General features: G+C 52.3%; 13 protein-coding genes and 1 pseudogene. 7 read left to right on the top strand and 7 right to left on the bottom strand.

The features are described 5' to 3' along the window. Window positions 1–4 precede the first annotated feature (4 nt). The 3 genes from ACTQ1N_RS06645 to ACTQ1N_RS06655 form a co-directional block, all read right to left on the bottom strand. A complete protein-coding gene (locus ACTQ1N_RS06645; protein ID WP_441955809.1) occupies window positions 5–1,036 on the bottom strand; it encodes a hypothetical protein in 1,032 nt (343 codons plus the stop codon). 102 nt (window positions 1,037–1,138) lie between these two features. Then, window positions 1,139–2,239, bottom strand: coding sequence for a chorismate synthase (gene aroC, locus ACTQ1N_RS06650; RefSeq protein WP_441955811.1), 1,101 nt, complete (start codon window positions 2,237–2,239; stop codon window positions 1,139–1,141). Beyond that, the gene (locus tag ACTQ1N_RS06655; RefSeq protein ID WP_441955813.1) at window positions 2,240–3,331 is read right to left on the bottom strand and encodes a lactonase family protein; all 1,092 of its coding nucleotides are present in this window, start codon (window positions 3,329–3,331) and stop codon (window positions 2,240–2,242) included. Between the two features lie 182 nt (window positions 3,332–3,513). Between ACTQ1N_RS06655 and ACTQ1N_RS06660 the strand changes: the two genes are divergently transcribed. The 6 genes and pseudogenes from ACTQ1N_RS06660 (at window position 3,514) to ACTQ1N_RS06685 (ending at window position 10,004) form a co-directional block, all read left to right on the top strand. Beyond that, window positions 3,514–4,053 (top strand): helix-turn-helix domain-containing protein, encoded by a 540-nt coding sequence (locus ACTQ1N_RS06660; protein ID WP_441955815.1) that lies wholly within the window; start codon window positions 3,514–3,516, stop codon window positions 4,051–4,053. 60 nt (window positions 4,054–4,113) lie between these two features. After that, window positions 4,114–5,253 carry an ABC transporter ATP-binding protein gene (locus ACTQ1N_RS06665; RefSeq protein WP_441955817.1) on the top strand — a complete coding sequence of 380 codons (1,140 nt, stop codon included), beginning with the start codon at window positions 4,114–4,116 and terminating at the stop codon, window positions 5,251–5,253. 64 nt (window positions 5,254–5,317) lie between these two features. Then, window positions 5,318–6,145 carry an ABC transporter permease gene (locus ACTQ1N_RS06670; protein ID WP_441955819.1) on the top strand — a complete coding sequence of 276 codons (828 nt, stop codon included), beginning with the start codon at window positions 5,318–5,320 and terminating at the stop codon, window positions 6,143–6,145. After that, window positions 6,142–8,200, top strand: a pseudogene (locus tag ACTQ1N_RS06675) (extracellular solute-binding protein). Before ACTQ1N_RS06670 ends, ACTQ1N_RS06675 begins: the two are co-directional and overlap by 4 nt. Window positions 8,201–8,360: 160 nt before the next feature. Then, window positions 8,361–9,347, top strand: a complete 987-nt coding sequence (locus ACTQ1N_RS06680; protein ID WP_441955821.1) for an RluA family pseudouridine synthase — start codon at window positions 8,361–8,363, stop codon at window positions 9,345–9,347. 78 nt (window positions 9,348–9,425) lie between these two features. Further along, the gene (locus ACTQ1N_RS06685) at window positions 9,426–10,004 is read left to right on the top strand and encodes a TetR/AcrR family transcriptional regulator (RefSeq protein ID WP_441955823.1); all 579 of its coding nucleotides are present in this window, start codon (window positions 9,426–9,428) and stop codon (window positions 10,002–10,004) included. A gap of 111 nt (window positions 10,005–10,115) precedes the next feature. Here the strand turns inward: ACTQ1N_RS06685 and ACTQ1N_RS06690 are convergent, their stop codons facing one another. The 3 genes from ACTQ1N_RS06690 to ACTQ1N_RS06700 form a co-directional block, all read right to left on the bottom strand. Next, on the bottom strand, window positions 10,116–11,015 hold the full coding sequence (locus ACTQ1N_RS06690; protein WP_441955825.1) for a MetQ/NlpA family ABC transporter substrate-binding protein: 900 nt from the start codon (window positions 11,013–11,015) through the stop codon (window positions 10,116–10,118). Window positions 11,016–11,204: 189 nt separating this feature from the next. After that, window positions 11,205–11,861 (bottom strand): methionine ABC transporter permease, encoded by a 657-nt coding sequence (locus ACTQ1N_RS06695; protein ID WP_441955875.1) that lies wholly within the window; start codon window positions 11,859–11,861, stop codon window positions 11,205–11,207. An 8-nt stretch (window positions 11,862–11,869) separates the two neighbouring features. After that, a complete protein-coding gene (locus ACTQ1N_RS06700; protein ID WP_441955827.1) occupies window positions 11,870–12,892 on the bottom strand; it encodes a methionine ABC transporter ATP-binding protein in 1,023 nt (340 codons plus the stop codon). A gap of 260 nt (window positions 12,893–13,152) precedes the next feature. On the opposite strand from ACTQ1N_RS06700, the gene ACTQ1N_RS06705 reads away from it, so the two are divergent. Continuing rightward, on the top strand, window positions 13,153–14,100 hold the full coding sequence (locus tag ACTQ1N_RS06705) for a LysR family transcriptional regulator (protein WP_441955829.1): 948 nt from the start codon (window positions 13,153–13,155) through the stop codon (window positions 14,098–14,100). Here ACTQ1N_RS06705 and ACTQ1N_RS06710 read toward each other — a convergent pair. Next, window positions 14,019–14,774: a DUF5662 family protein gene (locus ACTQ1N_RS06710; protein WP_441955831.1), complete on the bottom strand. Its 756-nt coding sequence runs from the start codon at window positions 14,772–14,774 to the stop codon at window positions 14,019–14,021. The genes ACTQ1N_RS06705 and ACTQ1N_RS06710 overlap by 82 nt on opposite strands. Between the last annotated feature and the right edge of the window lie 28 nt (window positions 14,775–14,802).

The following is a 14,802-nucleotide window of genomic DNA, read 5'->3' on the forward strand; positions in this document are numbered from 1 at the left end:
CTGCTTACTGTTTCTCCTCTTCTGCCAGATGCGGCTTGCTTCCGTTCTTCACATGGACATGCGTAAACAGATGATCCTGGCAGTATTCATAATTTCCCTCACACCTGGAGCAGTATCTGAACTCCAGCTCCGGGTTGGTCAGCTCCGTCCTGCCGCAGATCGCACAGACATGCCTTGCGCCGCCCGGTGCGATCTTCCTGAAATTCTCTGACGGTCTTCGAATCTCCGCCTGCGTCTGCCCAAAAGCGCCTGTCTGCCGCCCGCCTTCCGCGCTCTTGTTCCAAGGCTTTTCATGAGATGTTTTCGAAACATCCCGTCTGTTTTGCGGTTTTACCCCTCTGTTTTTCCGGAAACCAGCCCTCCTCCGAAATTCCTGTGGGGAGAGCGACCTCATATTTTTAGTCGCAAGGAAATAGATCAGGAAATTCAGCAGGGAAATGATCATCAGAATTCTCCCCGACCAGAGCGGCGTCTTGTAGAACTGATAAATCAGAAAGGCTCCGTACAGCCATCCCATCCATTTCATACGAATCGGGATGAAGAAGTACAGCAGCACCTCCATATCCGGGTATGTCAGGGCAAAGGCCAGAAAAATGGACATGTTGACATAGTAAGTGCTGCAGTAGTACGGAATTGCCTGGATATTCAGCAGGGCCGACGGACTTCCCACCGCCATCAGCACCCCATACATCACACAGGCTCCGACCACCGTCAGAATCAGTCCGCCGAATATATAAACATTGAAGAGAAAGTCTCCCCAGGTTCGTTCCAGCACCTTCGCAATGCTGTAGTAGAAAAACAGCATGATAATGGTGAAGAAATCAAGCGACTCCGGCGGGATCAGAACCCAGGTAACCAGACGCCAGATCTGGCCGTGCTGAAAGATCATCGCCGGATCCAGCGTGAAGTATGAAAGGACCCGCGGGGCAGCAAACTGGCAGAGATATCCGAATACATACGTTGCAATGACAACCAGCGAAAGGTTTCGGATCGCATACCGGCCGAACCTTCGTTCCATCTTTCTGAGAAGCTTCATCTGTCTGACTCCATTTCTTTTTACAAAACTCTTACGCCATTATAATAAAAAACGGCGGGATGAAAAGCATCTCGCCGCTCTTTACACAAAATAAACACATATTTACAGATAGACATCCTTCAGACTGGACATCCTTGCACCCATGTTTCGCAGCATCAGATCGAGGAGGGTCATCGCCGTCATGCATTCAACCACGACCGCAGCCCGCGGGACGATGACCGGATCATGCCGGCCGGTGATCCGAAGCGTATGAACCGCTCCATCCTTTCCCAGCGCCTGCTGCTCTCTCGCAATCGATGGGGTCGGTTTGAAATATGCCCGGACGACCAGCTGCTCTCCATCGCTTATCCCGCCCAGGATGCCGCCCGCATGGTTGGTCAGCCTGCGCACTGTACCGTCTTCCGCCGCTCCGAACTGATCGTTGTCATCATGCCCGGCTAAGGACGACACCGCAGTCCCGTCCCCGATCTCCACGGCCTTCACAGCCCCGATCGAGAACAGCGCATGTCCCAGAAGACCGTCCAGCTTGTCAAACACCGGTTCTCCAATCCCGGCAGGAAGCCCGTCAACCCGGCATTCCACGACACCCCCTGCGGAATCAAGTCTGCTCATGCAGTCATTCAGATAGGCCTCCGCCTGCTTCTCCGCCTCTGAATCCGGCATCTGGAGCGGGCTTTCCGAAAGATGCGCCATATCCATCCGGTCAGGGCTGCAGACCACAGGCCCGATGGACGTGACATAAGCCCGGAGCGTGACGCCGAGTTCTGCGAGAACCTTTGCGGCGACCGCGCCGGCCATCACCCTGGCGGTTGTCTCTCTTCCGGAGGATCGTCCGCCTCCTCTGTAGTCCCGAAACCCAAACTTCCGATCAAATCCAAAATCTGCATGTCCTGGCCGGTAAATATCCTTCAGATTTGAATAGTCCTTTGAATGCTGGTCTTTATTCTCAACGAAAAGCGCGATCGGTGTTCCCTCAGTCTGCCCTTCAAAGACACCTGAAAGGATCCGGACCCTGTCAGCTTCGTTCCGGCTGGTCGTAAAACGACTCTGGCCTGGCTTTCTCCGATCCAGATACTGCTGGATATCCTGCTCCCCGAGCAGCAGTCCGGCCGGGCAGCCGTCAATCACGCAGCCGATTCCGGCTCCGTGGCTCTCGCCCCAGGTTGTGACCCTGTAGAGCGTTCCGAATGTTGAACCTGCCATTCAGCTTTCCCCCTGCTCCTGCGGCGTCTCCCCGGCAGACTGCGGAGTCTCGGAGATCATGATGCAGTTCGGTGTCTCCACGTACTGCTGTTTCCCTCTCATGACCAGCGTTCCCTTCTCATAGTCAACCGTAAAGAACCGCATATAGTTCGACTCATGGCAGAGGACAATCAGCGTCTTCTCATCCGGCAGTACGTCGATGTCCTTCGGGTACCCCCCGGAAATCGGAAGAATCAGCACTTTGGAAAGCAAGCCTGTTTCCTGGTCAATGCGGAAAATGCCGACCGTGTTTTCACCTGCACTCGATGTATACAGATACTTTCCGCTCGGAGAAACTTTCAGCGCACAGCTGGCGCTCGATACATCCTTGTCGTCCATGATGCTTGTCACGCGCTGCACAAGCTCGAACATCGGATTGGCCTCCCCATTATAGGAATAGACGAGAATCTGATTCAGAATCTCACAGTTGACATACGCAAAGCGTCCATCCTTTGAGAAACACATCAGCCTCGGTCCGGAGTCAAGGGGGAACCGCAGAATATCATACAGGTGCAGCTTTCCTGTCACGGGTGTAACCTTATAAATCTTCGCCTGGTCAATCCCGTTGTCCACCGCGACAAGGTAACGGTCATCCGGTGTCGGAATCACACAGCTGACGTGCGGCCGGAAGGAACGTTCGGCGACAGAACCCAGTCCCTGATGGAACACACCGTCCAGCACAGAGCCGAGCCGTCCATCCCTGTGGGTATGAACGACCGTCACCTTCCCGTCATGGTACCCGCCGACAAAGAGAAACTTACCGGACACGTCCGTGGAAAGATAGCACCCCCTCATCCCGTCAATATCAACCTTGTTGATCGGCGTCAGTCCGCCGTCCTGCTCGATTTTCAGCACCTCCACTCCCTCATCCGCGATGGAATAGAGATAGTTTCCCCGGCGTGACTTGGTAATATAGGACGAATTGTGCACCGGAACGACATTCCGCTCTGTCAGGCGCCTTGTTTCATTGTCAATGTCATAGACATGAATTCCAATGCTCGATCCGTGCGTGTAGGTTCCGACATACGCAACATACTTCTTTTCGTTGTTCATCTTGGAAGCCCTCCTGCTGCGTCCATGATACCATTCCGCCATAACTGTGTAAATGTTCTGTCTCTGTAAATTTTTACATAGATTCCATTGACACTGCGCATAAATCCCGTATAATCGGTTAAGGCATCTGAAATCCAGTTTTACTGGATTTTGAGTTTACATCATATGGATGAGAGGCACTCATGGATATCGGGAAAAAAATCCGCCGCCTGCGCCTTGAGAAAAGCCTGACGCAGGAAGAGCTGGCAGACCGGACAGAATTATCGAAGAGCTTCATCTCCCAGGTGGAGCGGGAACAGACTTCCCCTTCTATTGCAACGCTTGTGGACATCCTGCAGGCACTTGGAACGAACCTGAGAGATTTCTTTAATGATGAAACGGACAGCCAGATTGTTTTCCGAAATGCTGATTTCTTCGAAAAGGTTGACGATGAACTAAAGAACCGGACCGAATGGATCATCCCGAATGCCCAGAAGAACAGGATGGAGCCCATCCGCGTGACACTGGAGCCGGGCGGGCGGACCAATCTTGATAACCCGCATGAAGGTGAGGAATTCGGATATGTACTGTCCGGCATCATCACGATCCATATCGGGCAGCAGTCCTGCCGGGCCAGAAAGGGGGAAACATTTTACTTTCGCTCCTCTGCGCCTCACTACATTGAAAACAAAGGAAAAAATCAAGCAACACTGATCTGGGTGTCTACTCCTCCTGAATTCTGAATGATTCCCACAATGGTTCCGGAGCGGAGGAGCTCCATGATAATAGAAGAGGATTCCAGCATGAGCAACAGATTGATTGACCTTCAGCACATCACAAAATCATTTGACGGACAGATGGTCCTGGATGACCTGAATCTGTATATCCGTGAGAACGAGTTTCTGACACTTCTGGGTCCTTCAGGCTGCGGGAAAACCACAACGCTCCGGATCATCGGAGGCTTTGAGCAGCCTGACAGCGGGAAGGTCATCTTTGACGGAAAGGACATCACCACACTCGCGCCGAACAAACGGCAGCTGAACACGGTCTTCCAGAAATACGCGCTCTTCACACATATGAACATTGCGGACAACATCGCGTTCGGGCTCCGGATCCGAAAAAAGCCGGAGGACTATATCCGGGAAAAAGTCAGATATGCGCTGCGTCTCGTAAACCTGGAAGGATTTGAGAACCGTATGCCGGATTCCCTCTCCGGCGGCCAGCAGCAGCGGATCGCCATTGCACGCGCCATCGTAAATGAGCCGAAGGTGCTTCTGCTTGACGAGCCGCTCGGTGCACTCGATCTCAAACTTCGCAAGGATATGCAGTATGAACTGATCCGCCTGAAAAACGAGCTTGGCATCACCTTCATCTATGTCACCCATGACCAGGAGGAGGCGCTGACAATGTCAGACACGATTGTCGTTATGAATCAGGGTTATATCCAGCAGATCGGGACACCGGAGGACATCTACAACGAGCCGACAAATGCGTTTGTCGCGGACTTCATCGGCGATTCCAACATCGTCGATGCCACGATGGTGAAGGATAAGCTGGTGGAGATCTTCGGAACCAGGTTTGCCTGTGTTGACACAGGCTTCGGCATCAACAAGCCTGTTGACGTTGTCATCCGTCCGGAGGATCTGGAGCTGTACGCACTTCCGGACGGGGTCACGGCAGGCTCTCCGGAATATGAGAAGGTTGCCGACAAGGCTCGTGAGCTGAACCCCGGCTTTCTTGAGGGAACCGTGACCGACCTGATCTTCAAGGGTGTCCATTACGAGATGGATGTCGAGGCGAACGGCTTTACCTGGCTGGTACATTCCACAAAGCTTTTCCCGGTTGGCAGCAGAGTTCTGATGAATCTGGACCCGTTCAATATCCAGATCATGAACAAGCCGGAGTCTGAGGACGAGCAGGCGGTCAATTCGACCGACCTGTAAGCTCTGCCTGCTTTCGGCAGAATCTTTTACAAAGTAGTCTTCTTGTTTGCTGCAGGTGAACGATATGAAGAAAAAAAACAATGTGCTTCTGACTGGTCCGTATCTGATATGGACAGTTGCATTTATTGTCATCCCCCTGATTCTGATTGTCTATTACGGATTCACGGATGAAAACCACAGGTTCACGCTGGATAATCTCAGCCGGATCACTGATCCGGTGACGCTGAAGGCGCTCCTGCTCTCCCTCCTGCTCTCGGCACTCGCTACGGCAATCTGCCTGGTCATGGCCTATCCACTGGCGATGATCCTGTCACGAATGAAGAACGGTGCCTCGGCGATCATCACGACAATCTTCATCATTCCGATGTGGATGAATTCCCTGCTGCGCATCTTTGCCTGGCAGACACTCCTGGAACGGAACGGCGTCATCAATCAGCTGCTCGCCTTCCTGCATCTGCCGCCTCAGCACCTGATCAACACCCCGGCAGCCATCGCGCTTGGCATGATTTACGACTACCTTCCGTTCATGCTTCTTCCGATCTACAATTCTCTGACGAAGCTGGACTGGAATGTTGTCAATGCCGCCTATGACCTGGGTGCAAACAGCAGACAGACTTTCTTCCGTGTCATTGTTCCGCTGACGATGCCCGGCATCGTATCCGGCATCACCATGGTATTCGTTCCTGCTCTGACAACGTTCGTCATCAGTGATTTCCTGGGCGGTTCAAAGGTTCTTCTGATCGGAAATATCATCGACCAGCAGTTTACCCAGGTTGGAAACTGGAATGCAGGCTCCGGGCTTTCTCTTGTCCTGATGGCCTTTATCCTGGTTTCAATGGCCATTATGCAGCATTTCGATACCGACGAGGAGGCAGCAAAAACGATCCTATGAAGAAAATCATTTCCCGTATCTATGTGATATTTGTCTTCATCCTGCTGTATGCGCCGATCGCTGTCCTGATTGCCTTCAGCTTCAACAATTCCAGAACACGGGCCAAATGGGGCGGATTTACCTTCAGATGGTATCTTCAGATGTTCCAGGATGCTGAGATCATGGGGGCGCTTCGCAATACACTGATCCTTGCGCTGCTTTCCGCAACCATTGCTACGCTCCTCGGACTGATGGCTTCCCTGTCACTGAACAGGATGAAGAGACGGAACCGGACCGTTATGCTCAGCGTCCTCAATATTCCGATGCTGAACGCCGACATCGTGACCGGCATCTCACTGATGCTGATCTTCATCGCCTTCGGGCAGTTTCTCTCTCATTACGGCTACACCATTGTCTTTGGTTTCGGAACCGTCCTGGTCGGTCATATCACGTTCAACATTCCATACACGGTCATGTCGATTCTGCCGAGAGTTTCAGCGATCAATCCAAGCACCTATGAGGCTGCTCTGGATCTCGGGGCAAGTCCGTCTCAGGCATTCCGGAAGGTTGTCTTTCCGGACATCCTGCCCGGAATTCTTTCCGGGTTCCTCCTCGCCTTTACGCTGTCGCTCGACGACTTCGTGATCACTCATTTTGTGAAAGGTCCCGGCTTTGACACCCTCTCGACGAAGATCTACACGGAGGTTCGAAAAGGAATCAAGCCGGAAATGTATGCGCTCTCCACCCTTCTTTTTCTGGGTGTCCTTCTTTTACTGATCGTTGTTGAAAAAGGAAAGGGAGCACGAAATAAGAACCGAAAACCAGCATACTGACGATTTGAAGGAGATTTTTGCCATGAAGACAAGAAACAAGGTGCTTGCCCCCATCCTGATCGGCGCACTTGCCTGCGGCCTGACAACCGGCTGCCTTCAGAAGGTGGATGACACAGAAATCACGCAGAAAACCGCTCCGGCCGCTGAGACCGCTGCTTCCTCTGCCCCTTCTGGAAATACGGCTTCCTCGGAAGACGGTTCCGGGACGGAGCCTTCCATCTCTGGCACAGAAAGTGCCTCGGGTGCAGATGCCGCCAGTCAGACCGGGTCCGGTGTTGTCTATGTCTATAACTGGGGTGAATACATGGATCCGGAAGTCCCGAAGGATTTTGAGAAGGAAACCGGTATCAAGGTTGTCTATGACGAGTTTGAGACGAATGAAATCATGTACCCGAAGGTAGCTGCCGGTGCCGCCACCTATGACCTGATCTGCCCCTCCGATTACATGATCTCCAAGATGATCGAGAACGATCTGCTGCAGCCGATCAACTTTGACCATGTCCCGAATGTCAAGAACATTGATGAGACCTATATGAAGCAGTCCCAGGGGTTTGATCCTGGCAACAAGTACTCCATCCCCTACTGCTGGGGTACCGTCGGCATCCTCTACAACACATCCATGGTCAAGGAAAAGGTTGATTCCTGGAATATTCTCTGGGACGAAAAGTACAAGGACAATATTCTGATGCAGGACTCAGTCCGCGATGCGTTCATGGTCGCGGAGGAGATTCTCGGATATGACATGAACACGACGAAGGAGGATGAAGTTTCCAAGGCTGCAGACCTGCTGATCAAACAGAAGCCGCTCGTACAGGCCTATGTTATTGACCAGGTTCGGGACAAGATGATCGGCGGCGAGGCGGCTCTCGGTGTCATCTACTCCGGCGAGGCCATTTATACAAAACGTGAGAATCCGGATCTTGAATATGTCATTCCGAAGGAGGGCACCAACGTCTGGATCGATTCCTGGGTGATTCCGAAGAATGCCAAGAACGTAGAAAATGCCGAAAAGTTTCTCAACTACCTCTGCAGGGGGGATGTTGCTGAGAAGAACTTTGAGTACATCACCTACTCGACCCCGAACAAAGCGGCAAGAGACCTGATCCAGGACGAGGATATCCGGAATTCCACCGTCGCCTTCCCGACGGCTGATATGCTGAAGAATTCCGAGGTCTACACCTACCTGGGTGAAGACGGAGATGCACTCTACAACAAATACTGGGAAAAGGTCAAGTCAAGCTGAGCCTCGGTCAGCTCCTTATCATTCTCGGAAAGCCGGACAGTTCTGTCCGGCTTTCTTCCTGCCCCGCACCTTTGCCCGTGCTTCCACGCTGTTCTCTGCGGTGAATCGGGCTGTATGCCCGGCTCTGCTGAGCTTCAGGCCGTTTCAGAAAGGATGTCCGATGAGACGAGAAATCATCTACCATATCACCAGTCAGCCATTCACACTTGGGCGTCCTGCAACGGCCTCGGAGTATCTCAGGAGCCTCGGTTACTCCCGGCACCTGATGACTTATCTCCGGCACCACCCCCATACTCTGTTTGTCAACGGCATGGATGTGTTCACAAACCATCCCCTGAGAGCAGGGGACGAACTGCGCGCTCTTTTCTCGGATGATGATGTTTCAGAATCCGGACTTCACATTATCCCAAACCATATGAAGCTGGACATCGTCTATGAAGACGAGGATATCCTTGTCGTCAACAAACCGCCCTATCTTCCCGTACAGCCCTCTCTCGGCCACCGTGAGTGGACCCTCGGGAACGGTGTCACTGCCTACTATGAGGAGCAGGGGTTGTCATTTGTCTACCGCTGTATCAACCGGCTTGATAAAAACACCAGCGGGCTGGTGCTGATTGCGAAGAATATGGCGAGCGCTGCCATCCTCTACGATGCGATGAAGCGCAGGGAGATCCACAGAGAATACTTCTCCATCGTGCACGGCCGTCTGTCCGACAGCATCTGTGCAACCTCTCCATGTCCCGCAGACAATGATCATCATGCCGCTGTCGTCTGGCCGGAGTTTCCAGGTGTAATCGATCTTCCGATCGCACGGGTTCCAGGCTCGACGATCATGCGAAGGGTCAGTCTCCCAGACGGCAAACGCGCGGTGACTCATTTCAAGGCCGTCCTATATGATGCAGAGACTGATACCACCGCGCTCCGAATCCGCCTGGAAACAGGCAGAACACATCAGATCCGCGTTCATATGGCAGCGATCGGCCATCCGGTTGCCGGTGACGGAATGTATGGTACAACAGACGGTCTGATCGGCAGGCAGGCGCTTCACTCGAGAATTCTGGAATTCCACCATCCGATCACCGGACAGAAGCTGCATTTTGAGTGTCCGATTCCGAAGGATATGCTCATTTTTGCTTTACAGGTGTGAATGAACCATTGTGATACGCTTGTAACGTTGTATAATAGGGGCATCAGATTATGTCAGATTGAGGGGTGCGAAAGGGATATGGAACCAGCCCGTATCAGAATCAAACAGGCCTTCCGAAGCCTGCTTTCAAAAGAAGCGTTTTCAAAGATCTCCGTCGCGGAGATCTGCAGAGAGGCGAAGCTGTCACGTGTTACCTTCTACCTGTGGTATGACGGAAAAGACACCCTGCTGAATGACTGTTTTCAGGACATTGTGAACGAGGGTATGCACTATTTCTCCCAGTTCAGAACAGATTCTTCTGTCAGCTCTGTCAAAACAGATTGTCATGCGCTTCTGGAGACGATTTTCTATCTGGCCAGTGAATATCATGAATTCGCTTCCCACCTGTTCATCGACTCCGGAAGGGAAGATCAGTTTCTCTATTCCCGCTTCAACTCAATTGTTATGCAGAAGGTAACGGAACTGATGAAAGAGCATTCCGGTCAGATCGCAAGTCCTTTGACATTGAACGAGACTGCAAGCTTTCTGGCAGGCGGGCTGGCCAGCATGATCCGTGAGGATCTGAAGAGCGGACTTCCCTCCTCAACCGTTCACGAGCATGCTTCGGCGATGCTGGATCATGTCCTGTCAACAGGACTTTTCATCTCTGATTGCTGACTTCAGAGTTCATATCGCTGGTGTGCGTTCCCCTTCATGAAAAGGAGCTGCAGGCTTTCGCCTGCAGCTCCTTTCTGACTGTGTTTATTGGAAGACTCCGCTTTCCGATGATTACTCTGCCTCTGTAGCCGCTTCTGTCTCCGCCTCCGTCGAAGCCTCAACAGTTCCCTCAAACGGTACAACCGCTCCCTTGTAGGTATCCTCGATGTACTTCTTCACCTCGTCACCCTTCAGGACATCGACAAGCGCCTTGATCTTCGGTTCGTTCTGATTTCCTTCCTTCACTGCGATGATGTTGACATACTGCTGGATGGCTGCGGAATCAGCTGTCTCGACTGCAAGCGCATCACTGCCTGCATTCAGGCCGGCCTGAAGCGCGTAGTTGCCGTTCAGGACGACAAACGCTGCATCACCTGTGTGCTCGGAAACGGACTCCGCATCGAACTCCTCAATGTCAAGGTTGTGCGGATTTTCCGCAATGTCAAGCTTTGTCGCATTGATGGTGACACCGTCCTTCAGCTTGATCAGGCCATTCGCCTCCAGAAGGAGCAGAGCTCTTGCCTCGTTCGTCGTATCATTCGGGACTGCAACTACGTCTCCGTCCGCCACATCGTCAAGGCTGGACTTTGTTCCCGGATAGATGCCGAACGGCTCATAGTGAATGTCCCCTGCATCAACCAGATGGGTTCCATGCTCTTTATTGAAGGCATTCAGATAATTGATGTGCTGGAAGTAGTTCGCATCGAACTCTCCGCTCTCCACCACATTGTTCGGCTGGATATAATCGTCGAATACGGTGTACTCAAGATCGTACCCCTTCGCCTTCAGCAGCGGCTTTGCAAACTCCAGGATCTCTGCGTGCGGCGTGGAAGACGCTGCAACGGTAATCTTCTCGAGATCTCCGGATGCAGTCTCTGTAGAAGTCTCTGTCTCTCCTGCAAATGCTGCAAACGGAAGTGCTCCCAGCGCAAGGGCGCCTGCCAGAACAGCTGCGATAACGGATTTTTTCATAATCTCTCCTCTTTTCTTTCCTGTGATGAATTCCCTGTACGGAAATATGTCTCAGCGAAATACCTACATATCCTACAGGAATTCTTCGTTTTGTTTCGGTGATGAAGTGATCATACCACAGCATTTCCGAAAGTGTTAATACCTGATAGTTATTATCAGGTATAGGGATTCTCTATAGCCATCGAAATTTTACTTGCGGTGATCGGTCTTCTGTGCCACCTTCATACCGATCATCTGGAAGATCTGGAACAGCACAACGAGAATAACAATTGTCCACCCCAGGAAGACCATGTTGCCTCTCTGGTATCCGTACATCTTTGCGTCTGCACCGAGTCCGCCACCGCCGATCGTACCGGCCATTGCCGTATATCCGAGCACCGTTCCAAGCGTGATCGTTGCTCCGACAATCAGCGAAGTCTTGGCTTCCGGCAGCAGGACACGGAAGATAATGGTCCAGTTGCTGGCCCCCATTGAACGTGCCGCCTCCACAACTCCCTTGTCGACCTCGTCAAGAGAGGATTCAACCATCCTGGAAATGTACGGAGCCGCTGAGATGACAAGCGGAATAATCGTCGCAGTTGGTCCATAGCTCTTTCCGATCAGCCATCTTGTAAACGGAATCAGAATCATCAGCAGGATGATGAACGGAATACTTCTCATGATATTCGTGACCACGTCGATGATCCTGTAGATCACCGGGTGCGGAGAAACGCCGTCCTTGTCTGTAACCGTCAGGATAATTCCAAGCGGCAGTCCGATCAGATATCCAAACAGGGTGGATACCAGGGTCATATAAATTGTCGCCCCGGTATCTGTTGCAAGCAGGTTCCAGAGCTGGGCATTCATCTGATTCATCAGTCATCCACCTCCTCGAGTTCAAGTCCTCTGTCTTTCAAATAATTTTCCATCTTGAAACGAAGATCCCGGTCATCCGGCAGCTGCAGGACCATCTCTCCCTTCGCAACTCCGCCGACATTCCTGGTGTTTGCCAGCAGGATATTGACCGGGTGGCCGAACTGCAGAATCATGTTGGCGATGACCGGCTCAAATGCCGAATTCTCGCTGAATACAATCCGGATCTTCTGTCCTTCCGTGATCTCATCAACCTGCGCCGCGGCAGAGGAGACCTCTCCCCGGGCATCTCTGAGAATCAGCTCCCTTGCGGCACGGGACTTCGGATGTGCGAAAATATCCGTGACAAGCCCGTTTTCAACCAGATGCCCATTTTCAATGATGGCGACACGGTTACAGATCTTCTGAATCACAGCCATCTGATGGGTGATGATCACAATTGTAATGCCAAGCTTTTCGTTGATCTCTTTCAGAAGGCTCAGAATAGACTCCGTTGTCTGAGGGTCAAGCGCAGAGGTTGCCTCGTCGCAGAGCAGAATGCTGGGGTCACAAGCCAGCGCTCTGGCGATGGCCACCCTCTGCTTCTGACCTCCTGACAGCTGACTCGGATAACTCTTCGCCTTCTCTGCCAGACCGACAATCTCGAGCAGCTCCTGCGCCCTTTTCCTGGCTTCCTTTTTCGGCTTGCCCTGGATCGTCAGTGGAAAACAAATGTTCTCAATGGAATTCTTCTGCCCAAGCAGGTTGAAATTCTGGAAGATCATCGCAATCTTCATCCGCTGCTTCCGCAGCTGTTTCTCGTCCATGGCCCCGAGTTCCCGGCCCTCGACGAACACCTGTCCCTCCGTTGGCTTCTCCAGAAAGTTCAGGCAGCGCACAAGTGTGCTTTTTCCTGCCCCTGACATTCCGATGATTCCATAGATATCTCCCTTCTCTACGGTCAGGTTGATATCACTCAAGGCATCGACCTTTAAATCCTTCTGTGTGAAGGTTTTTGACAAGTGCCTTACTTCGATCTCACTCATACAGTCCCCTCTTCCCATTCAAAACTTGGCTGCAAACGCAGGCAGGCCGCTTATACCGCGCATGCCTCGATTCATTTGCAGTCAGCCTTTCGATTGTATCATAAAAACATCCGGCGGACGTCCCGGAAATGCCGCTGCCTGCACGTTCAGCCTTTTCATTTTTCTTGAGCCGGCTATAGGCCTGACTTATAGCAATTCTCCGGAATCTGTGCTACACTCGGGGCTGATCCAGCAAATGTTAACGGAAAGGGGCATCTGCCATGACACTTCAGCAGCTTCGATACGCCGTCACCATCGCAGACAGCGGGAGCATGAATGAGGCGGCGCACCGGCTGTTCATCACCCAGCCATCACTCTCCAGCACCATCAAAGACCTTGAAAGGGAGCTGGGACTGACCCTCTTCATCCGCTCCAATCGTGGAATTTCCATCACGCAGGAAGGGGAAGAGTTTCTGGGCTATGCCCGTCAGCTGATGGAGCAGTACAGCCTCCTTGAGGATCGTTTTCTCGACCGCTCTCAGCGGAAAACAAAGTTCAGCGTCTCTGCCCAGCATTATTCTTTCGCTGTGAAGGCCTTCATCGAGACAGTCCATGTGTACGGTCTTGATCACTACGAGTTTGCCATCCACGAGACAAAGACACACGATGTCATGACACACGTGCGGAATATGAAAAGCGAGATCGGCGTACTGTATCTGAATGACTTCAACCGGGATGCCCTGACAAAGCTGTTCCATGAGTATGACCTGGAGTTTCATCCGCTCTTTGACTGTGATGTCTCCGTCTACCTGTGGAAAAATCATCCGCTCGCCTGCCAGAAAGAAATCTCAATCGAACAGCTGCAGCCTTATCCGGTGCTGTCCTTCGAGCAGGGCGATTATAATTCCTTCTATTTTGCAGAGGAAGTGCTCAGCACCTGCGAATACCCCAAGATCATCAAGGCCGACGACCGGGCAACGCTGCTAAACCTCATGGTCGGGCTGAATGCCTACACACTTTGCTCCGGCATCATTACGGAGGACCTCAACGGAAGCGATTATGTGGCTGTCCCGCTGACAGGAGAAAACCGAATGACCATCGGGTACCTTCAGAAATCGCGGACGGAGCTGACGGAGCTGGCCCGCCATTATGTAGGCGAGCTTCTCCGGATCGGAGCGGCCTCAGGAGACAACGTGACCCTTCTGACGACCGGATACCCCTTCAAATAGTAGTTTTTCACATAGCGGAAGCAGGCCGCCTCTCCTCTCACATCGAGGATCCGAAGCATCCCCTCAAGCTCTCTCGCTGTCTGAGGATGCATCAGATCGCCCGCTTTTCCGCGAATATAGTATTTCAGCGGTTCATGCTGCGTATAGTGCTCCTTCATATAGGTCTTGGATGCCGCAATGCGGTCCATCAGCATCTCCGCCACATACCGCCTCGGCATCTGTACCGGCCGGATCGGAAACTCGCCTCTCTTCGCTGCCTCGACATTGTAATCCGTCCAATGCTCGTAATGATGCATATTGTGGCCCTTGTGATGAATCCAGGACTCTGAGAATCCCTTTGCCACCCGCTCTCCATTGTTCGGACTCTGCTTTCCATACTGGTAATACCGGACACTGTTCCAGAATTCAACCGGACTGAACTTTGACAGATCATGTGTTAGCCCCTGCCAGTAGAGTCCGACCTGAAAACAGCCCTGTGCCACCAGGATCCGGTGCATGGTAACCGTCTTCAGATGGCCAAACAATTTATCCGGCGTAATCTTTCCATCCGAGGGAACGCCGGCATATCTCCCGGGAACAGAACCTGCTGCATTCGGCTTCTCCTTGAGCGAACCAGTTTCCTGCCCGGGGCCGTTTTTCCAGCCCTCCTGATACCAGTGTGCTTCTCTTGTCACTTCCGTCTCCTTCTATCCAGACCTGTCT

Source organism: Porcincola sp. LCP21S3_C12, assembly GCF_052118625.1.
Taxonomy (GTDB): Bacteria; Bacillota; Clostridia; order Lachnospirales; family Lachnospiraceae; genus Porcincola.

Bases quoted from the DNA above. Each gene is read 5' to 3' on its own strand.
- ACTQ1N_RS06645 (WP_441955809.1), bottom strand. From the start codon at position 1,036: ATGAAGCTTCTCAGAAAGATGGAACGAAGGTTCGGCCGGTATGCGATC.
- aroC (WP_441955811.1), bottom strand. From the start codon at position 2,239: ATGGCAGGTTCAACATTCGGAACGCTCTACAGGGTCACAACCTGGGGC.
- ACTQ1N_RS06655 (WP_441955813.1), bottom strand. From the start codon at position 3,331: ATGAACAACGAAAAGAAGTATGTTGCGTATGTCGGAACCTACACGCAC.
- ACTQ1N_RS06660 (WP_441955815.1), top strand. From the start codon at position 3,514: ATGGATATCGGGAAAAAAATCCGCCGCCTGCGCCTTGAGAAAAGCCTG.
- ACTQ1N_RS06665 (WP_441955817.1), top strand. From the start codon at position 4,114: ATGAGCAACAGATTGATTGACCTTCAGCACATCACAAAATCATTTGAC.
- ACTQ1N_RS06670 (WP_441955819.1), top strand. From the start codon at position 5,318: ATGAAGAAAAAAAACAATGTGCTTCTGACTGGTCCGTATCTGATATGG.
- ACTQ1N_RS06680 (WP_441955821.1), top strand. From the start codon at position 8,361: ATGAGACGAGAAATCATCTACCATATCACCAGTCAGCCATTCACACTT.
- ACTQ1N_RS06685 (WP_441955823.1), top strand. From the start codon at position 9,426: ATGGAACCAGCCCGTATCAGAATCAAACAGGCCTTCCGAAGCCTGCTT.
- ACTQ1N_RS06690 (WP_441955825.1), bottom strand. From the start codon at position 11,015: ATGAAAAAATCCGTTATCGCAGCTGTTCTGGCAGGCGCCCTTGCGCTG.
- ACTQ1N_RS06695 (WP_441955875.1), bottom strand. From the start codon at position 11,861: ATGAATGCCCAGCTCTGGAACCTGCTTGCAACAGATACCGGGGCGACA.
- ACTQ1N_RS06700 (WP_441955827.1), bottom strand. From the start codon at position 12,892: ATGAGTGAGATCGAAGTAAGGCACTTGTCAAAAACCTTCACACAGAAG.
- ACTQ1N_RS06705 (WP_441955829.1), top strand. From the start codon at position 13,153: ATGACACTTCAGCAGCTTCGATACGCCGTCACCATCGCAGACAGCGGG.